Source organism: Anaerozeibacter quisquiliarum, from assembly GCF_051162045.1.
GTDB classification, from domain to species: domain Bacteria; phylum Bacillota; class Clostridia; order Christensenellales; family Aristaeellaceae; genus Anaerozeibacter; species Anaerozeibacter quisquiliarum.
Genome location: NZ_JBISDI010000011.1, coordinates 14,422 through 40,974, shown reverse-complemented (window position 1 = coordinate 40,974; position 26,553 = coordinate 14,422). Strand labels below are relative to the sequence as shown.

27 protein-coding genes and 1 pseudogene are annotated in these 26,553 nt (G+C 65.0%); 2 read left to right on the top strand and 26 right to left on the bottom strand.

Annotation, left to right across the window (positions count from 1 at the left end; all coding sequences use genetic code 11):
* Positions 1-11: 11 nt before the first annotated feature.
* The 12 genes from ACH6CV_RS06525 to ACH6CV_RS06470 form a co-directional block, all read right to left on the bottom strand.
* Positions 12-1,364 (bottom strand): TldD/PmbA family protein, encoded by a 1,353-nt coding sequence (locus tag ACH6CV_RS06525; RefSeq protein ID WP_456357371.1) that lies wholly within the window; start codon positions 1,362-1,364, stop codon positions 12-14.
* The gene (locus ACH6CV_RS06520) at positions 1,364-2,752 is read right to left on the bottom strand and encodes a TldD/PmbA family protein (RefSeq protein WP_456357370.1); all 1,389 of its coding nucleotides are present in this window, start codon (positions 2,750-2,752) and stop codon (positions 1,364-1,366) included. The genes ACH6CV_RS06525 and ACH6CV_RS06520 overlap by 1 nt, the downstream gene beginning before the upstream one ends.
* A gap of 187 nt (positions 2,753-2,939) precedes the next feature.
* A complete protein-coding gene (locus ACH6CV_RS06515; protein WP_456357369.1) occupies positions 2,940-3,494 on the bottom strand; it encodes a hypothetical protein in 555 nt (184 codons plus the stop codon).
* A gap of 2 nt (positions 3,495-3,496) precedes the next feature.
* Complete coding sequence (gene floA, locus ACH6CV_RS06510) at positions 3,497-4,495, bottom strand: flotillin-like protein FloA (protein WP_456357368.1); 999 nt, start codon at positions 4,493-4,495, stop codon at positions 3,497-3,499.
* Between the two features lie 86 nt (positions 4,496-4,581).
* Complete coding sequence (locus tag ACH6CV_RS06505; protein WP_456357367.1) at positions 4,582-6,159, bottom strand: hypothetical protein; 1,578 nt, start codon at positions 6,157-6,159, stop codon at positions 4,582-4,584.
* 37 nt (positions 6,160-6,196) lie between these two features.
* Complete coding sequence (locus ACH6CV_RS06500; protein WP_456357366.1) at positions 6,197-6,697, bottom strand: NfeD family protein; 501 nt, start codon at positions 6,695-6,697, stop codon at positions 6,197-6,199.
* An 85-nt stretch (positions 6,698-6,782) separates the two neighbouring features.
* Positions 6,783-7,325 (bottom strand): bifunctional adenosylcobinamide kinase/adenosylcobinamide-phosphate guanylyltransferase, encoded by a 543-nt coding sequence (gene cobU / locus ACH6CV_RS06495; protein WP_456357365.1) that lies wholly within the window; start codon positions 7,323-7,325, stop codon positions 6,783-6,785.
* The gene (locus ACH6CV_RS06490) at positions 7,322-8,149 is read right to left on the bottom strand and encodes a metal ABC transporter permease (RefSeq protein WP_456357364.1); all 828 of its coding nucleotides are present in this window, start codon (positions 8,147-8,149) and stop codon (positions 7,322-7,324) included. The genes cobU and ACH6CV_RS06490 overlap by 4 nt, the downstream gene beginning before the upstream one ends.
* Positions 8,130-8,852 (bottom strand): metal ABC transporter ATP-binding protein, encoded by a 723-nt coding sequence (locus ACH6CV_RS06485; protein ID WP_456357363.1) that lies wholly within the window; start codon positions 8,850-8,852, stop codon positions 8,130-8,132. The genes ACH6CV_RS06490 and ACH6CV_RS06485 overlap by 20 nt, the downstream gene beginning before the upstream one ends.
* 3 nt (positions 8,853-8,855) lie before the next feature.
* Positions 8,856-9,284: a Fur family transcriptional regulator gene (locus ACH6CV_RS06480; RefSeq protein WP_456357362.1), complete on the bottom strand. Its 429-nt coding sequence runs from the start codon at positions 9,282-9,284 to the stop codon at positions 8,856-8,858.
* Between the two features lie 12 nt (positions 9,285-9,296).
* Positions 9,297-10,223 (bottom strand): metal ABC transporter substrate-binding protein, encoded by a 927-nt coding sequence (locus tag ACH6CV_RS06475; RefSeq protein ID WP_456357361.1) that lies wholly within the window; start codon positions 10,221-10,223, stop codon positions 9,297-9,299.
* Positions 10,224-10,343: 120 nt separating this feature from the next.
* Positions 10,344-10,817 carry an SH3 domain-containing protein gene (locus ACH6CV_RS06470; protein WP_456357360.1) on the bottom strand — a complete coding sequence of 158 codons (474 nt, stop codon included), beginning with the start codon at positions 10,815-10,817 and terminating at the stop codon, positions 10,344-10,346.
* A gap of 332 nt (positions 10,818-11,149) precedes the next feature.
* Here ACH6CV_RS06470 and groES point away from each other — a divergent pair, with 332 nt between their 5' ends.
* Both groES and groL read left to right on the top strand, forming a co-directional pair.
* Positions 11,150-11,437, top strand: a complete 288-nt coding sequence (groES, locus tag ACH6CV_RS06465) for a co-chaperone GroES (RefSeq protein WP_456357359.1) — start codon at positions 11,150-11,152, stop codon at positions 11,435-11,437.
* A 36-nt stretch (positions 11,438-11,473) separates the two neighbouring features.
* Positions 11,474-13,102, top strand: a complete 1,629-nt coding sequence (groL, locus tag ACH6CV_RS06460) for a chaperonin GroEL (RefSeq protein ID WP_456357358.1) — start codon at positions 11,474-11,476, stop codon at positions 13,100-13,102.
* A gap of 803 nt (positions 13,103-13,905) precedes the next feature.
* On the opposite strand, the gene ACH6CV_RS06455 is transcribed toward groL, so the two are convergent.
* From ACH6CV_RS06455 to rpsP, 14 genes and pseudogenes are all read right to left on the bottom strand, one after another.
* Entirely contained in the window at positions 13,906-15,093 is a 1,188-nt protein-coding gene (locus tag ACH6CV_RS06455; RefSeq protein WP_456357357.1) for a tRNA(Met) cytidine acetate ligase, read from the bottom strand.
* Complete coding sequence (locus ACH6CV_RS06450) at positions 15,094-16,347, bottom strand: zinc-binding dehydrogenase (protein WP_456357356.1); 1,254 nt, start codon at positions 16,345-16,347, stop codon at positions 15,094-15,096.
* 81 nt (positions 16,348-16,428) lie between these two features.
* Positions 16,429-17,214 (bottom strand): sorbitol-6-phosphate dehydrogenase, encoded by a 786-nt coding sequence (srlD, locus tag ACH6CV_RS06445; protein ID WP_456357355.1) that lies wholly within the window; start codon positions 17,212-17,214, stop codon positions 16,429-16,431.
* Between the two features lie 161 nt (positions 17,215-17,375).
* Positions 17,376-18,122 (bottom strand): GntR family transcriptional regulator, encoded by a 747-nt coding sequence (locus ACH6CV_RS06440; protein WP_456357354.1) that lies wholly within the window; start codon positions 18,120-18,122, stop codon positions 17,376-17,378.
* 22 nt (positions 18,123-18,144) lie between these two features.
* A complete protein-coding gene (locus ACH6CV_RS06435) occupies positions 18,145-18,969 on the bottom strand; it encodes a PfkB family carbohydrate kinase (RefSeq protein WP_456357353.1) in 825 nt (274 codons plus the stop codon).
* A 39-nt stretch (positions 18,970-19,008) separates the two neighbouring features.
* On the bottom strand, positions 19,009-19,866 hold the full coding sequence (locus tag ACH6CV_RS06430; protein ID WP_456357352.1) for a carbohydrate ABC transporter permease: 858 nt from the start codon (positions 19,864-19,866) through the stop codon (positions 19,009-19,011).
* Between the two features lies 1 nt (position 19,867).
* The gene (locus ACH6CV_RS06425) at positions 19,868-20,773 is read right to left on the bottom strand and encodes a carbohydrate ABC transporter permease (protein ID WP_456357441.1); all 906 of its coding nucleotides are present in this window, start codon (positions 20,771-20,773) and stop codon (positions 19,868-19,870) included.
* Between the two features lie 89 nt (positions 20,774-20,862).
* Positions 20,863-22,131 carry an ABC transporter substrate-binding protein gene (locus ACH6CV_RS06420; protein WP_456357351.1) on the bottom strand — a complete coding sequence of 423 codons (1,269 nt, stop codon included), beginning with the start codon at positions 22,129-22,131 and terminating at the stop codon, positions 20,863-20,865.
* 100 nt (positions 22,132-22,231) lie between these two features.
* On the bottom strand, positions 22,232-23,206 hold the full coding sequence (locus ACH6CV_RS06415) for an SIS domain-containing protein (RefSeq protein WP_456357350.1): 975 nt from the start codon (positions 23,204-23,206) through the stop codon (positions 22,232-22,234).
* A gap of 912 nt (positions 23,207-24,118) precedes the next feature.
* Positions 24,119-24,655, bottom strand: coding sequence for a rubrerythrin (gene rbr, locus ACH6CV_RS06410; RefSeq protein WP_456357440.1), 537 nt, complete (start codon positions 24,653-24,655; stop codon positions 24,119-24,121).
* A 75-nt stretch (positions 24,656-24,730) separates the two neighbouring features.
* Positions 24,731-25,399, bottom strand: a pseudogene (gene trmD, locus ACH6CV_RS06405) (tRNA (guanosine(37)-N1)-methyltransferase TrmD); the annotation flags it as partial.
* Positions 25,400-25,402: 3 nt separating this feature from the next.
* Positions 25,403-25,927 (bottom strand): ribosome maturation factor RimM, encoded by a 525-nt coding sequence (gene rimM / locus ACH6CV_RS06400; RefSeq protein WP_456357349.1) that lies wholly within the window; start codon positions 25,925-25,927, stop codon positions 25,403-25,405.
* A gap of 1 nt (position 25,928) precedes the next feature.
* Entirely contained in the window at positions 25,929-26,156 is a 228-nt protein-coding gene (locus tag ACH6CV_RS06395; RefSeq protein WP_456357348.1) for a KH domain-containing protein, read from the bottom strand.
* 24 nt (positions 26,157-26,180) lie between these two features.
* Entirely contained in the window at positions 26,181-26,420 is a 240-nt protein-coding gene (gene rpsP, locus ACH6CV_RS06390; protein WP_456357347.1) for a 30S ribosomal protein S16, read from the bottom strand.
* Positions 26,421-26,553 lie beyond the last annotated feature (133 nt).

Here is a 26,553-nt window from a genome sequence, read left to right as displayed (position 1 = left end):
TTTTATGTACGTCAGCGCCCCGCAATCGTCAACGCCCCGGCCAGCAGCGTGGGGCTGCCTACGCAGGAGGTGCCGGGGACAGAGAACCAGAGGTCGCCGCCCACTTCCTCCACCTGTCCCAGCAGCTCGAAGAAGTTTCCGGCCGCGGTGATGCCGCTGACCGGGCGCGCGATCCGCCCGCCTTCAATGAGAAAGCCCTTCGCGCTCAGCGAGAACGCGCCGCTGACCGCGTTCGCGCCCGCGTGCAGACCTTGGAGTTCGGTAATCAGCAGTCCGTCGCCCAGCGTTTTGAGCAGCGCGTCCCGATCGCGCGCGCCGGGCTTTATGAAGAAGTTGGTGGGTGCGACCGACACCTGCGACGCGTACGACGTGCGCGCGGCGTTGCCGGTGGTGGGCACGCCTTGCTTGTGCGCGGTCTTGAGGTTGTGCAGCAGCGTCGTCAGTACGCCTCCGTCGATGACCTTTTTGGCGCGCGCGGCCACGCCCTCGCCGTCAAACGGCGCGCCGGCAAACGCATAGGGGTACAGCGGGTCGTCGATCAGCGTCACACAGCCGCTCGCGACCCGCTCGCCTTCGCGGCCGCCGAGCAGCGACAACCCCTTCTGCGCCGCATCCGCGCTGAAAGAGGACGCGAAGGTCGTAAGCATGTTGGCGGCCGCCTCGTTACCCAGCGCCACGCGGTAGCTGCCCGATGCGACCGGCGCGCCGCCAAGCCCCGAACAAGCCTCGTCCACCGCCTCGCGCGAAAGCGCCATCACGTCCAATTCGTCAAACCCGCGCGCGAAGCGGAACTTGAAGCCGGTGTTGACCTCGTCGCCCTCGCGCGCGACCGCCGACACGTACATGCCCGCGCCGCCCTGCGTAAAGCACAGGTTCTGTCCGCGCGTGTTGACGATGCGCACCTGCGACCGGCTGGTGAACAGCGCGCAGTCGTCGATCTGCGTCACGCGCGGATCGAGCGAACGCGCCGTCTTTTCGAGCAGCAGCGCCCGCTCGATCTTCTCGGCGGCCGTCACGCTTTCAAGCGCCGGGTCGAGCGCACGCAGCTCGGGGTACTGCGCGTCGCCCGGGTGAATGAATTGGATGTCGGGGCTGTCGATCAGCCGCGCGTTGGTCTTGACCCCGTCGATCAGCTGCCCGATCGCCGCCTCGTCGAGCGCCTGGGTGGCGGCGTAGCCCATCTTGCCGCCGATCAAGGCGCGAAAGCCCAGCCCCAGACTGCTCGACACGTCGTAGGACTTGATCTCGCCCTCGTGTATGCCCACCTGGAACGAGTCGTCTTCGCACAGGTAGCATTCGGCGGCCTCGAAGCGCGATTCCTCCGCGCGCGCAAGCAGCGCGTCCATGAATTTCGTAACGTCCATCACTTGCGCCCCCCTACGGTCATCCGGCTGACCCGGATCATCGGCTGGCCCACGCACACCGGCACCGAGCCGCTGAGCGAGCCGCACATGCCCTCCGCCAGCCGGAGATCCCGGCCCACGCGGTCGATGCGCATCAGCACCTCGGTCCCCTTGCCCACAAGCGTCGCGCCGCGCACCGGCCTGTCGATCTTGCCGTCCTTGACGAGGTAGCCCTCGCCGACCGCGAAGTTGAACTCGCCGGTCACCGGGTTGACCGAGCCGCCGCCCATCTTGGCCGCGTACAGCCCATTGCCCATTGTGCGGATGATCTCCTCGTCGGGCGTACCGCCTGCCGCGATGAAGGTGTTGCGCATGCGCGATGTGGGCTCGAACGCGTAGCTCTGCCGCCGCGCGCTGCCGGTCGGGGCCATGCCCATCCGCCGGCCGTTGAGCCGGTCGATCATGTAGTTCTTCAGGATGCCGTTTTCGATCAGCACGAGCCGATTTGTGTCCATTCCCTCGTCGTCCATGTTGATCGAGCCCCACGCGCCGGGGATCGTGCCATCGTCGATCGCGGTCACGACGTCGGACGCCACCTTTTGCCCGATTTTTCCGCACATCTCGCTGGCGTTGATCGCCACCGCCGTCGCCTCGAGCGAATGGCCGCAGGCCTCGTGGAAGATCACGCCGCCGAAGGCCCCGTCGATCACAACCGGCATCTCGCCGGCCGGGCACTCCTCGGCCGACAGCATGGTCAGCGCGGTGCGCGCCGCCATGCGGGCGCGCGCCTCCACATCCACCGCCTCGAACAGCTCGTACCCGCCGAGCGCGCCCGGCGCTTCGGCCCCCACCTGGTTTTCGCCGCCGCTGGACGCCACCGCATGGATGGCGATGCGCGTGCGCGTGCGCCGGTCGGTGCGCAACAGCCCCTCGCTGTTGACCACGGCGATGTGCTGATCGGCGTCGACCAGCGACACCTGCACCTGCGATACGGCCGCGCCTTCGTCCTTGGCCGCATGGTAGGCCGCGCGCATCAGCTCGGCCTTGCGCGCGCCCGGCGTGGTTTCCGGGGCGAGCCGCAGCGGGTGGATATTCGCCGCCTGGGTCTGCGCCGCCAGCGCGATCGACAACCCCGGCCGTTGGTTTTGCGCCACCGCGTCGGCCGCCTGCCGCGCCGCCTTGAGCAGCGCGGCCTCCGACGTATCCGACGTGTGCACGTACACGCTGTTCAGCCCCCGGTACACCCGGATGCCCGCGCCATGGCTGCGCAGCGTGGTCGCCGCGTCCATCTGACCGCCGATCAGCGACAGGTTGTTGGTCAGCGCGTCCTCAAAGAAGATTTCCGCAAAATCGCCGCCCTTCGACAGCGCGCATTCGAGCGCGCGCGTGGCGGCATTTCGGTCGATCATAATCTGCCTCCCCGGTGAATTTTCCCAGGTAAGCGCTGATTCAAGCACACGTGCGATGGCGAGCTGAATTTTCGTCAGATTGGGCTTGCGCAACCCAAAGGCGCAGCAGCGCTACATCGAGGATGATGCGGGCCCGATCCGGCAAAGGCGCAGCCGTCACCGCGCGCGGGATTCGATCAGCGTTTGCCTAACGCAGCGATACCGGCTTGCCGAGCACCTCGGCCATAACCACGGCATTGCGCGCCGCTGTTCTCGTGAACCGGGTGCGCCGCGCGCGCGCAGGCCCCGACGCGAGGCCGCCAAACGCCACCGGATGATACTCGGTCGCCGGCACATAGGACATCGAACCCCATGTGTGGCCGCCCTCGGACAGCGCGGCCAGATCGCCCGGCGCGCCCGTAGGGGCGGCCTGCGGCCGCCCGCCCTCGCCGTAACCCTCACCCTCGTGAACCCCGTGCTCAATCGAGCCGCCCAGGCAGCCCCGCTCGTCCGCCCGGCCTTCACCCTCGCCGGCCGTGCCCTCGAGTCTTCTGCGCGCTTCGGCAAAGACCTCCTCGATGCTCCGGGGCTGTCCATCCGCTTCCCCGCCGAACATCTCGGCCCGCCCCCACGGCGAAGGCGTAGCCGGCGGCGGGGTCTGCACCCGTCCATCCCGCCGTCCGCCGTCGGCGCCCTTCGCGGCCCTGCCGATCAGGCGGGCGACGAGGAACAGAACCGCCAGCGCGATCATCAAGCCATCCATGGCTACTTCCCTTCATTGGGCGCGGGCGCGCCGTCCACGCCGGTCTCGGCGATCGACTCGCGCATCCGCGTGTCGGAGATCACGTTCTGCATCCTGTAGTAGTCCATCACGCCCAACTTGCCCTCGCGCAAGGCGCCGGCCATGGCCCGGGGCACCTCGGCCTCGGCTTCGACCACCTTGGCGCGCATTTCCTGCACAGAAGCTCGCATTTCCTGCTCGGCGGCCACGGCCATCGCGCGGCGCTCCTCGGCCTTGGCCTGGGCGATGCGCCGGTCGGCCTCGGCCTGATCCATCTGCAACTGCGCGCCTACGTTGCGGCCCACGTCGACGTCGGCGATGTCGATCGACAAAATTTCAAACGCCGTGCCCGCGTCCAGCCCCTTCGCCAGCACCGTGCGGCTAATCAGGTCAGGGTTCTCGAGCACCTCCTTGTGGGTCTCGGCCGAGCCGACCGTGGTGACGATGCCCTCGCCCACGCGCGCGATGATCGTCTCCTCGCCCGCGCCGCCGACCAGCCGCTCGATGTTGGCCCGTACGGTGACGCGCGCCTTGGCGCGCAGCTCGATGCCGTCCTTGGCGATCGCCGCCACCACCGGCGTCTCGATCACCTTGGGGTTGACCGACATCTGCACCGCCTGCAGCACGTCGCGCCCGGCCAGATCAATCGCGCGGCAGTCGTCGAAGTCGAGCGGGATGTTGGCCGCCTGCGCCGCGATCAGCGCGTTGATGACGCGATCGACGTTGCCGCCCGCCAGCAGGTGCGCCTCCATCTCATTCATATTGACCTTGAGCCCGGCCTTGGTGGCCTTGATTAGCGGCAGCACGATGCGCGCGGGGTTGATGCGCCGAAAGCGCATGCCCACCAGCGTGGCGATGCTGACGTGCACGCCCGACGCCACCGCCGAGATCCACAGCCCCACCGGCACAAACGAGAAAAAGAAGATCAGGAATACGACGATTGCGACGACCAGGAATAATCCGCCAATGACGCCCGCTTCCATGGCCATGCCTCCTCATCTTATGATAGATTGTCCTGATTTGTCACGCGCATACGGCTGCGGCCGTATGCGCGTGACAAATCGCCTGCTTATGTGCGCGTCGTGTCGCTCTCGAACTGCGGCGTCTCGTAGCCGTCGGCCGTCTCGCCCTCGAACTTCGGCGTCTCGTAGTCGCCGTCTCCGCCCTCGAACTGCGGCGTCTCGTAGCCTCCGAGCGGGCCTTCCTCGACCGCGGCCGCCAGGGCGCTGATGAGTTCGGCCACACCCGGCGTCTGCAGCAGCGCGCCCAGCGCGTTCATCCCGGTCACCTGCGCCTCGGTTATCAGCGCCTGCATCTGCTCCTCGGTCAGCTCGGTGAGCTTGAGCAGCGGCAGCGCGTCCATCTCGGAGAGGATCGCCTCGCCTGCCGGCCCGGCCTGCTGCGCGATATCGAACGCCAGTTCCATGTGCTTGGGTACATCCGGCGCGTCGATCGCCAACGTAAGCGACACCCGCCCGGCGCGCTCGAACGCGCCCTCGGCCTCCTTGAGCGTGCCCTGATAGCCCAGACGCGCGGACAGGGGCGTCCCGCCCTGCGCGGCAACCGTGAACTCGCCGGTCAGCGCCTCCTGTCCGTCCGGGGACAGCGTGCGCTCGCCGTTCATGTGAATCCCCACGGGCGCCTCGTCGGGCGCGGTCACCGCCATGTCGAGCTTGAACACCTGGCGATCCGGACGGTCGTCGGCGTCGAGCTCGTAGGAAACCTCCCCGCCCTCGATCCCGGCGTGCATCGTCACCCGGACGCGCTCGGCGTCCTCGCCGCGGCGCACCTCGATCAGCACCGGCAGTTCGATCCGCTCGGTCTTTTGCCCCTCGGGCGCGTCGATCTTTGTTGCGATCTCGGCGCGTACGGCCGATTCATCCTCGGCGGCCCACAGCGTCACGTCGAACGTCGCCTTGACGCCGGTTTTCTCCATCAGCTCCGCGAAGCTGGTCATGCCCTTGAACATCTCGCCGCCCTCCACGGAGGACAGGAGCTTGAAATACTGCTCGAAGTAGGCCTTGTACGCCGGCGCGACCCGGCCGTAGGCGTCGATGATCTGGTCGAGCAGCGCCATGTCCGCCGTAAAGCGGAACTTGGGCAGCGTCATCGCCTCGTCCATCACCATCGCCTGATCCATGTCGCCCTGGCCCGCGCCCGCGAGATAGGGCTCCATGACCTTCTCCATCTCGGCCTTCAGCTTGGGCTGGGCCTCGGGATCGCTCAGCTGGCGGGTCATCTCAAAGGCGGACTGCGTCATGCCCTGGAAGGCCTGTATGTCGAAATCCACGGGCACATCGACCGCCGCGCTGTCATGCGCCATCTCCTCGAGTTCGGCCCACGTCAGGCCGTAGCGGTTGGTCAACCCTGCGAGCCACAATTGCAGCCCCTCGTCGTCCATCGCCGCGCGCACCGCGCCGATCGGCGTCTCGCCCTCGGCGCTGAACTCGATGTACTTGCGCCCGGCGAGCTCGCCGGTGGTCGTGCGTACGCTCGCGCCGATGTCGCCCGTAAGCTCGTCGATCGCGTAGTGCAGGTTGCCGACCGTCAGGCTGTGCCCTTCGGCCTCGGCCAGCGCGGCCATCGGCGCGATCAACAGCGCCGCGATCATCGCCAGCGTCAGCAGCTTCTTCATCAGGTTCTTCATTTGGGTGCCCCCTTCCTTATTTACGCCTTGTATGCCTTCATGCCTTGATCTCTTCCACCACGACGCGGTTGCCCGCAACGCGCACCACCTTGACCCGCGCGCCTTCGGGAATGAACGCGCCGCCGGACACGATGTTCAGCTTCTCGTCCCCGAACTGCCCCATGCCGGCGGGGCGCAGCGCGGTCAGCGCCGTACCCTCGCGGTTCAGGTGACGGTCGGGCGCGCGCCCGGCGTCGCGGACCGGGACGCTGGTGTCATTGAGCACCAGCTTCGAGCGCAAGAAGCCGCCCTTGCCGATGAAGCGCAGGCAGATCGGCAGCGCGATCAACAGCAGCACGATCACGATGCCCGCGAGGATCAGCGCGTGCGCGAGGCTGCCCGTGCCGGTCACGATGCCCACCACCAGCAAGATGATGCCCAGCGTGCCCGGCACGCCGAAGCCCGGAATGCACATCTCGAACACCACCAGCGCATAGCCGATCACCAGGCACAGGATCGCCGGAATGTGCGAAGACAGCGTTTGAAGCAACGTGCCCATCGATCAGGCCTCCCTTCCCAATGATTATACCATTTTGGGCGAAAAAGTAAACAACGGCGAATGCGGTCCGGCCGGATTCGCTTGGTTATTTTATGCGCATCGGTATGCCCGATACGCAGAAATATACCTCGTCGCTCAGAGCGGCCAGGCGCTGGCCTATGCGCCCGGCGATGTCGCGGAACGCGCGCCCCAGCGGGTATTCGGGCACGAGCCCCAGCCCCACCTCGTTGTTGACCATAATCAGCGCGCAGCCCCGCGCGCGGACGCGCCCAACCAGCGCCGTAAGTTCCGAAAGCGCCAGGCGTTCCACTTCTTGGACGTCCTGTTCGCGCGCCTGTTCCCAATCTGTGGGTTGATCCATACAAAAATTTGTCACCAGGTTGGTCACACAGTCGAGCAGCACGCAGTCATGCCCTTGCCCGACCGCCTGCGCAAGGCCCCGCGAGCCCTCGAAGGTGTCCCACGACGCGGGCCGATCTAGGCGGTGGCGCGCAATCCGCGCGCGCATCTCGTCGTCGAGCGCGCGGGCGGTGGCGATGTAGAGCACGCCTTTGTACGCGCGCGCCCTGTCCTCGGCCAGCCGGGACTTGCCGCTGCGCGCGCCGCCGGTAATCAGGATCACGCTCATCGCGCCCGCCCCCTCTCCCGGATCAGCCCGATCGCGCCGAAGACCGCAAAGCACAGCGCGTTGACGGCCACCACGCTGGCCCCCGCGGGCGTCGACAGCAGGTACGATGCGATGAGCCCCGCGAGAAAGCACACGACCGACACGATGGCGCTCGACAGGATGACGCTGCGAAACCGCTTGAACAGCCGCATCGAGGTGAGCGCCGGGAAGATCAGGAGGCTCGAGATCAGCAGCGTGCCCACCACGCGCATGCCCACCACGATGGTGACCGCGGTCAGCAGCGCGATCAGCGTGTCGTACAGCGCCGCGCGGATGCCGGTGGCGCGCGCGAAGCTCTCGTCGAACGTAACCGCGAAGATTTGGTGGTAAAACAGCATGAACAGCACGAGCACCGCCGCCGACAGCGCGACCGACAGCACGACGTCGCCCTCCGAGACGGCCAGAATCGAGCCGAACAGATAGTTGTCCACGTCCACGTTGCCGCCGATCAGGGAAGTGACCAGCACGCCCACCGACAGGGCGAAGGTCGAGATCAGCCCGATCGCGGCGTCGCCCTTGATGCGGCCGCTCTCGCTGAGTCTGAGCAGCGCGAACGCGGCCAGCATGACCACCGGCATCGCGAACGGCAGCGGCGCCCAGCGCAGCGCCGAGGCGACCGCCAGCGCGCCGAAGCCCACATGCGACAGCCCGTCGCCGATCATCGAGTAGCGCTTGAGCACGAGCGGTACGCCGAGCAGCGCCGCGCACAGCGCCACCAGCGCGCCCACCACCAGCGCGCGCAGCAGGAAGCCATAGGACAGCATCTCAAGAATGCGCGCAGGCATACCCCTCGCCCCCCTTCCACAGCCGGCCGCAGTCGTGCTTCACGTAGTCCTCAACGCTGCCGAAGAAGGCCAGCGTGCGGTGCAGGCACAGCACCTTGTTGGCCTCATGCAGCGAGGCGTTCAGGTCGTGCGACACCATGACCACCGCCACGTGCAGCTCGCGGTTCAGGCGGCGGATGATGTCGTACAGCTCCTGCGACGCCAGCGGGTCGAGCCCGGCGGTGGGCTCGTCGAGCAGCATCAGCTTCTCGGTCGCGCACAGCGCACGCGCCAGCAGCACCCGCTGCTGCTGGCCGCCCGACAGCTCACGGTAGCATGCGCCCGATAGCCGCGCGATGCCCAGTTGCTCCATCGCCTGCCGGGCGCGCGTCTTCTCGGCGCCGGTGTAGAAGGGCCTGAGCCCGCGCCGGTTGAGGCAGCCCGACAGCACCACCTCGCTGACCGAGGCAGGAAAATCGCGCTGCAGCGCGGTCTGCTGCGGCATGTAGCCGATCTCAGAGCGCGCGAGGCCGTCTGACATGCGTATCTCACCCGCGCGCGGGCGGATCAGCCCCAGCATGCCCTTAATCAGCGTCGACTTGCCCGACCCGTTTTCCCCCACGACCACCACGTAGTCGCCCTCGTCGATCTCGGCCGACACATCCTCGACGGCGATCAGGTTTTCATAGCCCAGCGTCACGCGGCTGAGCGTCAACAGCGCCATTTTCTATCCCTCCCGGCATTTTTCACACGCGCCGACCAATACCGTGCGCTCGGCATCCAGCAGAAAACCATGCGCCTCGAGCAAGTGCGCCTTGATCTGATCGAGTTGCGCACAGTCGACGTGCAGCAGCCGCCCGCAGCTTAAGCACTGGCAGTGCAGGTGACGGTCGCAGGCGCTGGCATCGCCTACGTACTGATAGATCGCCTGCCCCTCAAGCGACAGCGCCTTGCGCGCCTCGCCGCTTGACGCCATCCGCTCGAGCTGGCGGTATACCGTCGTCTTGCCGACCGCCTCGCCGCGCTGTTTCAGCGCCTCGTACAACTCGTCCGCCGTGACCGCGCGCGCCCCGAACGCGCGCAGCGCGTCGGCCACCCGCCGCTTCTGGCGGGTGTCATAGCCCTCGCCTGTCATGCCGTCCCTCCATATGTTCATGCGCTTGGCATGCTAAAATAGACCAGCTTTAAGCGCTTCCACGTTGTTCTTCATCAGGCTCATATACGTAGCCCCCGCCTCGAAGTCGTCCTTCGATATGTTGTGGCAGGCGTGCATCAGCATGGCGCGCGCGCCGGTTTCGCCGGCGATCGCCTCCGCCATGCGCACGTTGCCCTGTTCGATGTGGTAGACCGTCGGGATGCCCTTCGCGCGCACTTCGCCGATCAGGAACGCCAATGTCGCGGCGCTGGGCTCGGTATCGTGCCCGCAGCCTGGGAACGCCGCCGCGTAGGCAAGCCCGTAGCGCTGCGCAAAGTAGCGCATCGGGAACCGGTCGCCAAACACGATCTCACGCCGCGCGCCACCCTGTACCACCGCCTCGAACGATTGGTCGAGCTCATGAAGCTCGGCAAGATACGCCTCGAGGTTGGCCCTATACGCGTTTGCGTTCTGGGGATCGACTTCGATCAGCGCGTCCGCAATCGCGCGCGATATGGCCATCGCGTTGACCGGCGAGGTCCAGATGTGCTCGTCGGGCTCGGCTTCTTCTTCCTCGGCCTGCATGCCGGGCACGATTTCCTCATCAAGCACCGTGACCGTGTCCATCAGCCGAAGCGCGCGCGCCCGCGTCTCCGGGGCCGCGAACAGACGGTCGACCCACGCCTCGCTCTCGCCGCCGACGTAGATGAACAGGTCGGCCTGCGCAATGCGCAGCATGTCGGTCGGCGCGGGATCGAAAGCGTGCGGCTCCACGCCCGGCTTCATCAGCATCTCCACCCGGGCGCCCGTGCCCCGCGCGATCTGGCGCGCAAAATCGTAGGGCGCAAACAAACTCGCCACCACCACCGGCCCCTCGGCCTGCGCCGCGCCCGCGCCGCGCGCGCAGCCGGCCGTCAGCAGTACGGTAAGGATCAGCCCCGTCAACAAAATGCGTTTCATGAATCATAGACCTCCACGGATATGAAATCGGTTTTCATTTTCATATTATAACCGATTTCAAGTGCCGTCAAGCGCATTTTGCATAAAAAAAAGCAGGCACGCGGGCCTGCATTGTTCAAACTATCCCCTGACGTAATTCAGATACTTGAGCTGCACCCAACCGCCCTTGCCGTTGGCCAGCTTGACGAAACCCCAATCGCCGCGGCGGTTCTGGAGCTTGACCTGCGTGCCGCGCCGGATGCTGCCCAGCTTGTCGGCGATGCTGCGGGGGGCCTTGCGCACAGTCAGGTTGGTGATCTTGTATACCTTATAGATCGCGTTCTTCTTGATCGGGTTGCCCGCCGCCTTGAGGTAGGTGCGGTAGACGTAGCCTTCCTTGCCGTCCGCGGTCTTGATCTTCCACCAACCTTTGACGGTGGCCTTGTGGATGACCGTCTGCTTCTGGGATATCTTGAAGATGATCTCCGAATCGCCGCTCGGGGCCTTGTGTACGCGCAGGCCCTGCACGCGCGACTTGTAGGTCTGCCCCACCTTCGCCGAGGCCGGCAGGGGCAGCAGCGACAGCATCACGAGCGCCGCCAATATAGCGCTCAAGGCGCGCCTCACCTTCGCACAAACCCCAAGCATCGATCGCAACCCCCCAACCTCTTCGGTAATCCGTCTATGCCTCAGCATACCATATCGCCGCCTTTTTGTAAAGGTGGCGAACCGGTAAAATCCGTGCGAGACGGCCGGAAAAATGCGGCAATCCCGGGCATGCGGCGATGCCCACGCCGCGGGTCTTCGTCATTCTTTACCAATATTTCATGTGATTTGCCCCGGATTTTTGTTGTGCTCGGCGCGTGTTTGGGATAAACTATGCCCATAAGTTAGCACTCGTTCCTTTCGAGTGCTAACAAAACCACAAGACACAGGGAGGGTGTACCATGCAGATCAAACCGTTGGGCGATCGCGTCGTGATCAAGAACCTGGAGGCGGAAGAGACCACGAAGGGCGGCATCTTGCTGACCAGCGCGGCCAAGGAAAAGCCGCAGATGGCCGAGGTGTTGGCCGTAGGTCCGGGCGGCAATGTGGACGGCAAGGAGATCACCATGCACGTCGCAGCCGGCCAGAGGGTCATCTACTCGAAGTATGCCGGCACGGAAGTCAAGTTGGACGGCACCGAGTACATCATCGTGCGCCAGTCCGATATCTTGGCCGTCGTTGAAGGCTAACCGAAAATCGCGAGAAGGGCAAGGAGGCAATTGACAATGGCAAAGCAGATTCAGTTTGGCGAAGAGGCGCGCCGCTCGCTTGAGAGAGGCATCAACGCGCTGGCCGATACCGTAAAGATTACCCTGGGCCCCAAGGGCCGCAACGTGGTGCTTGACAAGAAGTTCGGCTCCCCGCTGATTACCAACGACGGCGTGACCATCGCCAAGGAGATCGAGCTCGAGGATGCGTTCGAAAACATGGGCGCGCAACTGGTGAAGGAAGTCGCCACCAAGACCAACGACGTGGCCGGCGACGGCACCACCACCGCGACGCTGCTGGCGCAGGCCATCGTGCGCGAGGGCCTCAAGAACGTAGCCGCGGGCGCGAACCCGATGGTGGTGCGCCGCGGCATCGAGAAGGCCACCTCGGCCGCCGTGGATGCGCTGGCGGGCATCAGCAAGCCGGTCGCGGGCAAGCAGGCGATTGCGCAGGTCGCCGCCATCTCGTCGAGCGACGAGGAGATCGGCGCGCTGGTCGCCGACGCCATGGAAAAGGTGGGCAACGACGGCGTCATCACGGTCGAGGAATCGAAGACCATGAAGACCGAGCTCTCGATCGTGGAAGGGATGCAGTTCGACCGCGGCTACGCCTCGGCCTACATGGCGACCGACACCGAAAAGATGGAAGCGGTGCTCGACAACCCGCTGATCCTGATTACCGACAAGAAGATCTCCAACATCCAGGAAGTGCTGCCGGTGCTCGAGCAGGTGGTGCAGGGCGGCCGCAAGCTGCTCATCATCGCCGAGGAGGTCGAGGGCGAGGCGCTGGCCACGCTGGTGCTCAACAAGCTGCGCGGCACGTTCACCTGCGTCGCCGTCAAGGCCCCCGGCTTCGGCGACCGCCGCAAGGCCATGCTGCAGGACATCGCGATCCTGACCGGCGGCCAGGTTATCACCGAGGAACTGGGCCTCGAGCTCAAGGATACCACGCTCGACATGCTGGGCAACGCCCGCCAGGTCAAGGTGGACAAGGAAAATACCACGATCGTCGAAGGCGCGGGCGACTCCTCCGAGATCAAGGCGCGCGTCGCCTCGATCCGCGCCCAGATCGAAGACACCACGAGCGACTACGACCGCGAGAAGCTGCAGGAGCGCCTGGCGAAGCTCGCCGGCGGCGTGGCGGTAATCAACGTGGGCGCGGCCACCGAGGTGGAGATGAAGGAGCGCAAGCTGCGCATCGAGGACGCGCTCAACGCGACGCGCGCCGCGGTTGAAGAGGGCGTCGTGCCCGGCGGCGGCACCGCGCTGATCTCGGCCAGCAAGGCGGTCGAGGCGCTCATCAAGGAGACGAGCGGCGACGTGCGCACCGGCATTCGGATCGTGCTGCGCGCGCTCGAGGAACCGGTCCGCCAGATCGCGACCAACGCCGGCGTCGAGGGTTCGGTCGTCGTCGAGAAGATCAAGGCGAAGGACAGCGTCGGCTTCGGCTACGACGTGCTCAAGGACGAGTACGGCGACATGACCGCCTGCGGCATCATCGACCCGACCAAGGTGGCCCGCAGCGCGCTGCAAAACGCCGCCTCGATCGCCGCCATGGTGCTGACCACCGAGTCCCTGGTGGCCGACCTGCCCGACAAGAATCCCCCCGCGGCCCCGGCTCCGGGCGGAATGGGCGGAATGTACTAGGACGCCGCTTACGCGGCTTGGCCTCGAAATCTTCCCGCCCGGCCTATTGCCCGCTTTCGCGGGCGGCCGGGCGGAAAGCTTTCGAGGCCGTTTGGGTTACGGGGGAACGGGGCCGCCTTCCTGAATTTCCTGCGGGAAATTCCGGGCGGAAGGCGGGGGACGGGGGGACGGGGCCGCCTGCCTGTCGGCCTGCGGGCCTCCCGGGCGGCAGGCGGACGGGAAGCGATTCCGAGTCGGTCGGCTGCGGCCTCCCTTGGTCGCAATCGCATACACGCCCCCGGTACATGCCCGTGGGCGCGTGGTGACGGGGGCTTCGGCCCCCCATTCCCCCGGGGAGGGGAACGGTGGGAACGAAAAAGCGAAGGAACGAAGAACGAGGGAGCGAAGGAACGAAGAAACGAAGAAACGAAAGAGCGAAAGAGCGAAAGAGCGAAAGAACAAACGGCGAGGCGCTTCGCGCTCGCCGTCGGGGCGGTCTTCGGTCGCCTGCCGTAGCAAACGTGCTATGCGGGCGGCCTTTCCCATTCCCCTCCCAGGAGGGGTGCCCGCAGGCGGGGTGGTGGCCCCCGCGGGGCGTAACCAACCTCCGTACCCGCTTTCTCGAGCCCTGCCATCAGGCTCACCACCCCGTCGCTCCGCGCCACCCCTCCGAGGAGGGGAATGGCTACCCTATTCCCCTCCCAGGAGGGGTGCCCGCAGGCGGGGTGGTGAACCTGTCGGTCGCATAGCCGCAGCTTCGTTTACCGCGCAACCGGGCGGCCGATGCGGCGTCGGCCCATTCCCGTTGGCGTATATCCTCCGCTTCAATCAACAACGACCATCCGCTCCGTCAAATCACGGTCGGCCTTGCGCAGCGCGGGCGCGCGCGTCGTCAGTCCCCACAGGTCGGTCGCGCGGCGCTCCAGTTCGAAGCAGGGATCGCCTTTTAGGCGCACGGGATCGGTAATCAGCGGGATGGCGGCGCGCTCAGACAGGGTTTTTAAGAGCGGTTTTGCGTCGCGGCGAAAGCCGAGTACGCGGGCGTAGGGCGCGCCGTTTTCGTATTGCGCGGCCAGCGCGCGCGTCAGGTCCAAAAGCGCATAGGTCAGCGCGCGCGCGATGCGCGCGCGGGTGTAGCGCTTGCATTTTACAAGGTCGGTCAATCCCTCGCGGCTCGTCGCTTCGCGCGCGCTGCTTAGGATGCGCATCTCCAGCCCCTCGACCACGTCGGGCAGCGCGCGCAGCCGCTCGGCGTCCATGCCGCGCAGCCGGTAGAGCAGCAGCTCGTCGAGCGCCTCCGGCCGGGGCAGCGCGTCCGGCCAGGCCGCGGCCAACGCCTCAAACGTGGCGGGCGGCACGCTGCCCCGGATCGCCGCCGGGCCCTCGGCGCGCAGCGCGCGGCGCACGGCGCTGGCGGAGGCGATCTCGCGCAGCTGCTGATCGTGGTAGTCGCCCACGCGCTGAACGGACAGCGGCCGCATCGGCTGTTTGAATCGGTTGTTGACGCGCAGGTACTCGAGCGCCAGCGCGGTGTTGGGCGCAGCCACCCGCTCGGGCGGCATGGAGAGGTACTCGGCCAACGCCCCGCCGCGCGCGCGCGCGTGCGACTGCCCGCCCGCGAGCCGGGCGCGGATGGCGGCTTTAAGTTCCTGCGGCTCGGATTCCAGCAGCGCGGCCATGGTCGACAGCAGCGCCAGGTTATCCGTCTCGCAGCCGAACGACAGCACGTCCGCCCCAAGCGCGTTAAGCAGCGTCACCCCGCCGAGCGCGAACTGCGGGGCCGGGCGCACGGCAAACAGCGCGGGCAGCTCGACCACCAGGTCGATGCCGCCCGCAAGCGCCATGCGCGCGCGCGCCCATTTGTCGCACAGCGCCGGCTCGCCCCGCTGGGTGAACGCGCCGCTCATAACCGCGACGACATGGTCGCAGCCCGCCGCGCGGGTGCGCGCCACATGCAGCGCGTGCCCGTTGTGAAACGGGTTGTATTCGGCGACGACGCCGGCGATGCGCATCTAGATCGCCTTCGCGTTCGCCAACAGATACTTCTCCGCCTCGCCGTTCCACAGGCCCTTATTGGCCTTGCACAGCCTATCGAGCTCGGCGAACAGCGCATCGGTCTTGCCCTTCTCGGCGAAGTCGTCGATCGCGGTCAGCGGCATCGAGATGCCGGTGTAGATCAGCTTCTTGCCGCCCGGAATCTTGGGCAGGTTCAGCGTGGTCTCGACCACCGCGTCGAGGCCGCCGACGTGGGTAATCATGCCCGCCGGGTTCAGCCGACCGTCGGCGATCATGTCGAGCGACTCGATCATATCGGCGGTGTTGCCGCCCGACGTACCCACGATGTGGGTCATGTTGTAGTGTACGTTGTAGAAGTTGAGCATGGCCGACAGGTTGGGGTTGGTCGGGCCCGCGAAGAAGTTCAGGCAGCCGTCGCGCGAGAGGATCTTGTCGCCCTGCTCGATCACCGGGGCGACCGGCGCGAATACCATCACGTCGTCGTAGCCGCGGCCGGCGGTCAGCGCCATCAGAGCGCCCACCGGGTCCTCGCCCGAGGTGTTCAGGTACACGAGCTTCACGCCGTGCTTCTGCGCGTCCTCGACCGTGTAGATCGATGCCGCGCGGTCGAGCCGCGCCTGGTCGATGTCGGTCACGACCAACAGCCCCGGCCTGCGGTCGCAGTGAATCGCGTAGTCGATCGCGCCCAGGCCCATCGGGCCCGCGCCCGCCAGGATCGCGAGGTTGCCGCCCTCCACGATGCCCATGTCATGCACGTACTCGCCCGCGCGCGTATGGTACATCGCGTGGAACGTGCCCACGATGCAGCTCAGCGGCTCGGCCAGCGATCCGTAGAAGAAGGCCTCGGCGTTGTACTTGAGCAGGCTTTCGGCCTCCATGACGATCGGCTCGATGATCGCATAGGTGGCGTCGCCGCCCATGTATTCAAACGAATAGCCGGGCGTCTGGATCGCGCCGTTCATCGCGGGCTGGATGCCGAACTTCTCGCCTGCTTTGAACTGATCGGCCCAACGGCTGCCTACCTGCTCGATCACGCCGCAGAACTCATGGCCCACGATGACCGGCTTCTTGTCGATGCCGTCGGGCACGCGCTTGTGCTTGCTGCCCTGCATCGCCGCCTTGTAGGAGGACATGCAGATGGAGTCGGACACGATCTTCACCAGGATCTGGTCGTCCCTGATCGAGGGCAGTTCGAAGCTCTCCAGCCTCAAATCGTTTTCGCCGTACAGGCGCACCGCAGTGGTTTTCATATGGGTTCTACCTCCTTATAAGCCCATGATCCCCCGTAGTCCCTCTCACGCGAATACGGCCGCAGCCGTATTCGCGCAACCCTAAAACATCTGTTGCCCGCCGGTCACGTTGATCGCCTGGCCGGTCATGTAGCTCGCCTCGTCGCTCAGCAAAAACACCATGACGTTGGCCACGTCCTCGTACTGGCAGCCGCGCTTCATCGGCACCTGGTTCATGTACTTCTCGCGGATCTTCTCCTTGGTGGTGCCCTGGTTGCGGGCGTATTGCTCGTAGAGCGAATTGACCCACAGCGGCGAGTCGAGCAGGTTGCCCGGCAAAATGGCGTTCACGCGGATGTTCTCCTCGGCCAGCTCCAGCGCCAGCGACTGGGTCAGCCCCACACCGCCGAACTTCGAAGCCGCGTAGGCGCAGTTCTTGGCCGAGCCCTTCTTGCCCGACTTCGAGTTGATCTGCACGATCGAGCCCTTGCCGCTTGCGCGCATGTGGGGCACGACGGCCTTGCAGCTATTGAAGTAGCCGTTCAGGTTGACGTCGACCACCTTGCTGAACTGCTGATAGGTCATCTCCTCGATCGGGCCCGAGATCACGATGGCGGCGTTGGCGACCATCAGGTCGATCCGGCCCCATTTGTCGACAGCCGCCTTGGCCATGGCCTCGCACTGCGCCCCATCACACACATTGACCTGTACGGCGACCGCGTCCCTGAGCGAAGCCGCCACCTTACCGGCCGCTTCGATATTCATGTCGGCCACGAGCACGCTCGCGCCCTCCCGATCGAGCCTAAGCGCCAGCGCTTCGCCCAAGCCCTGCGCCGCGCCGGTAATCACCGCCACCTTGCCCCGAAGCCGTCCCGCTCCCTCGTACATGTCCGGTTCATCTCCTTAAGAAACAGTTCTCTACAATAATTATACCACATTCGCAACCGGCATACACATTGGGTTCGTAAACTGGGCGATAATTCGGATGAACGGACGGCGGCGGACCTCCGTTTGAAGGTCCGCCGCCCTGCGATCATGCCCATGTGATATCAAATGCTCCGCTCGTAGGTGATGGTCATCTTGACCCGGTCGGCGCACATCAGGTTGAACGAGCAGTGGTTGGCCAGACCGTCCGCGCCGTAGGTAGTCTTCTCCACCAGAAACAGCGAGTCGCCGGTGTTGCACTTCAGGTCGCGGGCCTCGTCCGGCCGCGCCAGCGTGGCGGTGATCTCCTTGACGACGCGCACATTTTGAAGCCCGTACTTTTTCTCCATCAACTCGTAGGTGGAGGTGTTGTCCTGAACCAGGTCCATAAGGCCGGGCAGCCTGCCCTCGGTGAACACCGAGCGGTCCAGCGAGATGCGCGAATTCTCCACCTCGAGCACGCGCACCAACTCGCATACCGGCGCGCCGGGCGGTATGCCCAGCATGCCGGCCTCCTTGCCCGTCGCGCCGCGCCGCTCCTTGCGCAGCACCCGCACGTAGGAATCCCCCTCGCGCATGCTGCTGAAGCCCTGAAACCCGTCCATGGCCATGACCTTGATGGCGATCTTGGGTTGACCCACAAAGGTACCCTTGCCCTGCTTGCGCTCCAGCAATCCCTCGCTCACCAGTTCGTGCACGGCGCGGCGCGCCGTGATCCGGCTCACGCCGAACTGCCGGCACATCTCCGCCTCCGACGGCAGCCGCTGACCCGGCGCATACTGACCCGTGCGGATGGCCACCCGCAAGTGCTGCATCATCTGCTCGTACAGCGTCGTATACGATTCGCTTATCAAGGACATCTTTTCGCTCACAGGCAGACCCCTTCGTCAATAATTACGCCTCAAAGGGCTTCCCATAGCCGAACCCGCCGTAGGTGGCGCACGTCTTGGCGGCGCAGTCGGCGGCAAAGTCGAGCGCCTCCTCCATGGCCGCGCCGTGTACAAAGCGGGTCAGGAAGCCGGCGATGAAGCTGTCGCCCGCGCCCATCGTATCTACTACGCGAACCGGCTTGATGCCCTGGCGATACAAGGCGCCCCGCCGGGAAAACAGCGCGCCCCTGTCGCCCTGGGTGATCCCGATGACCTCCACGCCGTGTCCGTGCACCGACGCGATGAGCGCTTCGGTCTCGGCATCGCTGAGCTCGGAGCCGCTGAAAAACGCAAACCGCAGATGGGGGCAGATCAGCGCCAGGTAGTCCTCGCTGAGGGGCAGGTTGGAAAAATCGTAGGACAGCTCGCACGCCGAGCGCATCTTGGCCAATTCAGGTTCAATAGAAGAATAGCACGATGTGTGGCAAATGTCAAATTGCCGCATGTAGTCGATGTCGGCCGGCATCAGGCGGATGCGCACGATGTGTTGGGCGGTGTCCTTGGGCCCGCCCACAAACGCGCGGTCGCCCGCAGGCGTCAGCTGCACCTGGGGATGGCCGGTGATGGCGTACACCTTCCGGCTGCGGCCGTAGGCGATGCCCTCCTGCCGGAGCGCCCACTTGAGATGCTCCGCCTCGCGGTCGTCGCCGAACACGCCCAGGTATTCCACCCGTTCAAACCCCGCGCGCTTACAGCCCACGGCCACGTTGACGGCATTGCCGCCGGGGTAGTACATGTTTTGATCCAGGTAACAGTCCACCACATTGTCGCCCAGCGCCAGCATGTTCATGATCGAAAAACTCCTTTTGTTTTGGTGGCCCGGCGGCCACTAGCCTTTGACCGCGCCCGCCGTCATGCCCCGGATGAACTGCTTCTGCATCGCGATGAACACCAGCACAAGCGGAACGGCGGAGATCGTCAGCCCCGCAAACAGCAGCGCGAAATCGGTGTTCAGCGCGTCCCTAAAGACCATCAGGCCCGAGGGGATGGTCTTGTACGCCCTGGAGTCGATGAAGATGATCGAGAACAGGAACTCGTTCCAGGCGTAGTAGGCCACCAGGATGGCGCAGGTCAGCAGGATGGGCTTTGAAATGGGCAGGTAGATGCGCGTGAGCACCTGCATCGAGGTGCATCCGTCAATCGTGGCCGATTCCCGCAGTTCCTTGGGCAGGCACAGGAAATAGGAGCGCACCAGCATCAGCGTGATGGGCATGCGATAGGCCGCGTAGGGCAGAATCATGGCCCAGTAGGTGTCGTGGATGCCCAGCGCCTGGATGATCTTGTACAGCGGGATCAGCGTCACCTGCGGCGCCAGCATCATCCCGCCCATGCCCATCAGGAACACCAGCGAATTGCCGCGGAAGCGGTAGCTGACCAGCCCGTAGGAGGCCAGCGCGGCGATCGAGACGCACAGCACGATCGTGCTCGCGGTGACCAGCACGCTGTTCAGGAAGTAGCCCGATATGCCGGCGTTCCAGGCCTTGACGTAGTTCTGCCATTGGGCTGCGGCGGGCAGGCCCCACAGGTTGCGGAAGAACTCCCGCTCGGTCTTGAGCGAGGAGAGCACCATCCACACAAGCGGGTACAGCACCATCACAAAGTACAGCGACAGAAGCGAGGCGGCGACGATCATACCGGGGGACCAGCGATGCCGTATGGCCGTAGGGCGCTTCAATGCAGACGCCATCTCAGTCCACCTCCCCGGAGCGCAGGCCGACCTTTTGCAGCGCGGCCAGCGTAAGGCAAATCAGCAGCATGAGGATGGCGATGGCCGAGGCATAGCCCATCCTGTCCTGGGTGAAGGCCATGTTGTACATGTACACCGACAGCGTCACCGAGGCGTTGCCCGGCCCGCCCTTGGTCAGGATGTACACGTCGTTGAACACCAGGAACGCGCCGGAAACGGTGGTCACCATGGTCACAAAGATCATCTCGCGCACCTGGGGCAAGGTGACGGTGAAGAAGCGCTGCACCCGGCCCGCCCCGTCGATCTCCGCCGCCTCGTACATCTCCTCGGGTATCTTCTGGATGGCGACGATGAACAGCATCATCGTGTAGCCCATCGAATGCCATTGCGACATGGCGATCGCGCAGAAGATGGCGCTTTCGGATCGACCCAGCCAGCCGGTCTTGCCGTTTCCGCCCAGCAGGTTAATTAAACCGTTCAGAATGCCCTTGGGCGCGTAGATCTGGGTGAACAGCATGGCGATGACCGTGGTGGAGATCAGCACCGGCAAGAAGTACATCGTGCGAAACGGCGTGGCCACCCGCCGGAAAAGCCGGTCCTCCAGCAGCGCCGCGCAGATCAGCGACAGGAACACTTGGCAGAGCACGGAGAACAGGCAGTACCAGATGTTGTTCCGGATCGCCGAGTAGATCACCGGGTCCGTGAGCAGCGTCTTCAGGTTTTCCGTGCCGACGAAGGTCTGCTCCGGGGAGAACGCGGAGAACTTGCGGAAAAGGTAGTAGAAGTTCTGCAGCATGGGGATGTAGACGAAGGTCCCCATGAGCAAGACCAGCGGTAGCACATACAGCCAGGGCGTCAGCACCCGGCCCGTCACGCGTCGGCGCGCGGCCGGTTTGGCGATGCTCATACGCACGGCAGAGCCTCCTTCCATCGCGGAATAGCGCAATGCCGCCAATCCGAGGCAGCGTCAGATTGGCGGCATTCCCATTCACAGGATTATTTGCTCGCCGCCTCTTTGGCCGCGACCTGGACGCCCTCCATGACCTGCTCGGGCGTCATGTCGCCGGTCAGTAACAGCTGGCCGCCCTTCATGAAGGCGGAGGCCACGGTGGCATCCAGCGCGTTGTCCTGCCACAGCGTGGTGCCCGAGGATTTTAGGATCAGTTCCACGGCTTCCAATTGCTTGGGGCTGGACACGGTCTGGGCGTTAACCGCGCCCTTGACGCAGGAGAGCTCGCCCGTCATCTTTGTCATCAGGCTGCCGTTTTCCTGGCTGATGAAGAATTTTACGAAGGCCTGGGCCGCTTCGGGGTGCTTGCATTCGGCGGAGATCATCATGCCCTCGGGCGCGCCGGTCAGCTCGTCCGGGTCGCCCTTGCCGTCGGGCAGCGCGGGCATATCGAAGAAGCTGTACTCGAAGTCCGCGCCGTCCGCCAGGTACTTGATCTCGGCCAGCTGCATGTAACAGAGCATGCCCTCCTGGTCGATGAACGCATTGCGGGCGTAGGTGTGGTCCACCGAACAGGGATCCTCGGTCATGTACTGCTTAAGGTCCGCAAAGCGGTTCAGCATGGCGATGTAGCCGGGATCGCTGAAGTCGCCCTCCAGCGCGTAGTCCTTGGCCACCACCGCCGGGTCCACCATGCGCTGCACCAGCGTGCCCATGTAGTGGGATACCGCCCATTCGGCCGAGAAGCCCTCGCTGAGGGGGCGCTCATGGCCGGCGGCCTTCAGGGCGTCCAGCACGGCGATGAATTCGTCCCAGGTGTTGGGCTCCGCGAGGCCCAGCCGGTCAAACTCGGTCTTGTTGTAGAAGAACACCTTGCCGTCCATCGACCACGGAATGCCATACTGCTTGCCGTCGTAGTTGAACGGGCCCCACTGGCTCTCGGTAATCTGGGCCGCCCAGTCGGGATCGGCGGCAATCATGTCGTCAAGCGCCAGCACCCGGCCGGATTTGACGAGGTTGCGGCCAAAGCTGCCGCTCCAGGACATGAACACATCGGGAATCTCCGAAGAGCCCACCAGCACGCGAATCTTTTCCTTATAACTGTCGTTGAGCACCGGGTCGATCAGCACGATGTCGATGTTGGGGTTGGCCGCCTCGAACGCCGCGACGACCTGATCCATGTACGGTCCCTTGGGCTCGTTGGGCCAGCGGTGGAAGAAGGTCAGCGTGACCTTCTCCTGTGCGAGGGCGGACAAGGCGGTAAACAGACCGAGGACGAGGACCAGCGCCAGCAACATGGACAGTGACTTCTTCATGTTTTCTCCTCCTTGTGCTATGATAACATATCTTGCCGGGTCTTGCGACCGCGGTTATGATTCGCAACGAAAAGAGGCGGCGGGATTCATGGTCTGGCAATCAATATTCCATCTTCCACATGTAGCGGCGCACGGACAGCGGATGCCCCTTTTGCTCGGCCAACTGGTCGGCGTACTGGCGAAGAACCGCCCCGGCGATGATCGGAGCGAAGTAGCCGCGCAGGTCCTCGTCGATGCCATCCATGATGAAGCTCGCGGCGTCGATGACCTCCACCCGGTCGGAGTACTTCCTGGCAAAGGCCAGCGCGCGCTCGTCCAGGTAGCGGGTCGCGCCGCTGTTCAGGATGATGATGAAGGGCACGTTGTCGTCGGTCACCTCAAACGGGCCGTGGAAGTACTCGCCCGAGTGAATGGCGCTGGAATGCACCCAGAGCATCTCCATCAGCAGGCAGACGGCGAAGGAATAGGCCAGGCCGTAGCACGCGCCGGAGGACATGGTGTAGATCAGCCCCTCGCGCTTGTAGGCCTTGCCATAGACGCGGGCGTTTTCAAGGGTGGCTTCTTTATTGGCCGGAACCAGGCGTTCGAGCGCGTCCACCGCGCGGATCGCGCGCTCATATTTTTCATTGGGCGCGATGGCGTTCAGCACATGGAATACCAGGCGGAACAGCATGGCGTTGTTGGTCTCGGCGGGATTGGATTCCGGGCCCCAGGTGTACTCGACGCCGTACTGCGCCGCTTCCCACAGCGGAGAGCCCGGCTTAAAGGAGAAGCACACGGTCAGCGCGCCGGCCCTGCGGGCAAAGGCGGTGGCTTCCACCGTCTCCGGCGTATTGCCGCTGTGCGAGCAGGTAATCACAAGGCTCCCCGGGCCCAGTGCCTTGGGCGCGCGGTGGATGAACTCGTTTGCGGTGTATACCGCCGAGGGCGTCTCGACTTCCAAATCGCAGATGTACTGCGCCGGTTCGAAGATGGCCTTGGAGCCCCCGCACGCGACAAAGTAGATGTTGCGGATGGCGCGCCCCTTAAGCGCCCCCTGTACCCGGTCGAGCTGCTGAACCTGATTCGCGTTCATGTGTCGTCCTCCTGCCCTGTATAATGGATTGTGCGATCATATGACATCATATGACGTCATATCGCTTTATAGGTGAGTATATACACCGAACAGGCACTTGTCAATAGATTTGAGTCAGTTTTTTGGAATTTTCAGACTTTCTGGATTTCTTCGTTAGATTTTTGTACCCGCCATTTCCCCGGCGGGAGGGTATGGGGAGGGTCTCACCGACAGGTTCGGGTGGGCGTAGGCCGCCCCTACGGCGAGCGCGAAGCGCCTCGCCGTTCGTCTGACCCAGCCCTTACGGCGAAACGCCGCGTCCGTAGGGGCGATGCCCGCATCGGCCCGGCCGGTCGGGCACCCCTCCCAGGAGGCGAATAAGCAGGTAGCCATTCCCCTCCTCGGAGGGGGTGGCGCGGAGCGACGGGGTGGTGAGCCTGATGGCAGGACTTGAAAAGCGGGTACGGAGGTTGGTTACGCCCTGCGGGGGCCACCACCCCGCCTGCGGGCACCCCTCCTGGGAGGGGAATGGGGGGCCGAAGCCCCCGTCACCACGCGCCCACGGGCATGTACCGGGGGCGTGTATGCGATTCCGACAAAGGGAGGCCGCAGCCGACCGACTCGCAATCGCTTCCCGTCCGCCTGCCGCCCGGGAGGCCCGCAGGCCGACAGGCAGGCGGCCCCGTAGCCCCCGTACCCCCGCCTGCCGCCCGGAAAACCCCGCAGGGTTTTCAGGCAGGCGGCCCCGTCACCCCATCGCTCCCCCGCCTTCCGCCCGGAATTTCCCGCAGGAAATTCAGGAAGGCGGCCCCGGAACCCCGTAACCAAAACGGCCTCGAAAGCTTTCCGCCCGGCCGCCCGGAGCCCGCGAAGCGGGCGAACGGGCAACCGGGCGGAAAGCTTTCGAGGCCTCGCCGCGTAAGCGGCGCGGTCCTAGTAATTCTTCTCCTGCAACTGGAAGTAGGCCTTCGGGTGGGCGCAGACCGGGCACTTCTCGGGGGCGCGCTTGCCGATCATCAGGTGACCGCACACGCGGCACTGCCAGACCATGTCGCCGTCGCGCGAGAACACCAGGCCCCCCTCGACGTTGCCCAGCAGCGTCAGATAGCGGTCTTCATGAGACTTCTCGATCTTGGCCACGGCCTCAAACTGGCGGGCGATCTCATCGAAACCTTCCTCGCGCGCCACCTCGGCGAAGCCCTTGTACATGTCGGTCCACTCGTAATGCTCGCCCGCGGCGGCCGCCTTCAGGTTGTTCGGCGTGTCGGAGATGCCGCCCAGGTGCTTGAACCATATCTTGGCGTGTTCCTTCTCGTTGTCCGCAGTCTCCTGGAACAGCGCCGAGATCTGCTCGTAGCCTTCCTTCTTGGCGACGGAGGCAAAGTAGGTGTACTTGTTGCGCGCCTGTGATTCGCCGGCAAACGCCGCCTGCAGATTGGCCTCGGTGCGGGTACCCTTCAGTTCCTTCATACGCGTAGCTCCTTTCGGTCGTCTGTTACATCGGCCCTCTATAGTATACCCACCATGTTGGGTGGCTAAACCCTCGATGAGGTCGCGCCGCCGCTCGCGCGTGATGCTCAGCGCCTGCTCACGCCGCCAGGCCTCGATCTGCGCGTGGTGGCCGCCCACCAGCACCTCGGGCACCGAAAGGCCCCTGTATGTGCGCGGGCGTGTATATTGCGGGTATTCAAGCAGCCCCGAGGAAAAGCTCTCGTCCACGCTCGATTCCGCGCTGCCCAGCACGCCCGGAACCAGGCGCGCGACCGCGTCGATCACCACCAGCGCCGCCAATTCCCCACCGGTCAACACATAGTCGCCGATCGACAGTTCCTCAAAGCCGCACAGGTCGAGCGCGCGCTGGTCGACGCCCTCGTAGTGGCCGCACAGCAGCGTAAGCTCCCTCTCGCGCGAAAGCTCGCGCGCAACCTCCTGGCTGAACGTGCGTCCGCGCGGCGACAGGTAGATGCGTCGGCCGCAAAAACCGTCCCGCTCCAGCGCCTCCACCGCGTCCACGATCGGTTGCGCCAGCATCACCATGCCCGCGCCGCCGCCGAACGGGTAGTCGTCGGTGTTCTTGTGCTTATTGGCCGAAAACGGCCGGATGTCGACCGGCTCGGCCTCGATCAGCCCGCGCGCGGCCGCGCGGCCCAGGATGCTCTCGCCGAGCACCGGGCGCAGCATGTCGGGAAAGATCGTCAGCACCTTGATACGCATGCATTATTCCTCGTATACCGCGACCTCGCTCAGGCGCTTGGCCGATAGCAAGATGCGCTTGCGCGCAACATCGACCGAAAGCACCACGCTCTTGAGCGCGGGCACCAGCACTTCGCCGCGCGCGCCGCGGAACACGTACACGTCGCTCGCGCCCGGCTGCAGCACCTCATGAAGCCGGCCGACCGGATTGCCCTCGTCGTCGGTCGCCTCGCAGCCGATCAGATCGACGATGAACTCGGCGTCCTCCGGCAACTCGATCGCGTCCTCGCGGCCGACGTACATCAGCCGCCCGCGCAGCGCCTCGGCCCGGTCGCGGTCGCGCACCCCCTCGACCACCATGTAGACCGCGTCCGGGTCGATCCGGGTGGCGCGCACCTTGGCCTCCCGGTACGCGCCGTCCAGCAGCCAGTAGATCTTCGTCAGCGCCTCAAAGCGCATCGGGTCGCTCGTAATCGGGCGCACCTTGATCTCGCCCTTGACGCCCTGGGGCTTTAACACCTCGCCGATCGCCAAATACCCATCCAGCATGTCAGATAATCTCCACGAATACCGGTTTTTGTCCCTTGGCCGTCGCCGCCTTGACCACCGTGCGGATGGCCTTGGCGATGCGGCCCTGCTTGCCGATGACCTTACCCATGTCGCCCTCGGCAACCCGCAGCTCGATCACTACGCTGTCGGCGCCTGTAACTTCGCGCACGTCCACCTGATCGGGCTGCTCGACCAACGACTGAGCAATGAAGCGAACCAATTCGACCATGTGCATCACCTCTCGCGCGCAGGCTTAGAGCGCGCCGCCCTTCTTCAACAGCGCGCGCGTGGTATCGGTCGGCTGCGCGCCCACGCCCAGCCAGTGCTTCGCGCGCTCCTGATCGATCTTGAGCTCGACCGGCTCGGTCAGCGGGTTGTAGTAGCCGATTTCCTCGATGAAGCGGCCGTCGCGTGCGTTGCGGCTGTCGGTGACGACGATGCGGTAGAACGGCTGCTTCTTCATGCCCATTCTCTTCAGGCGAATCTTGACCATGTGGGTTTCCTCCTCATTCTTGACACCGTTATGAAATTTATCAAATCCGCCCGCCGTTCAGACGGGAGGGGTTTGAACCTCGGGAAGTTTGGAGGGCCGCAGCCCTCCATGTTTAATCATAGGTGCCGGCTCT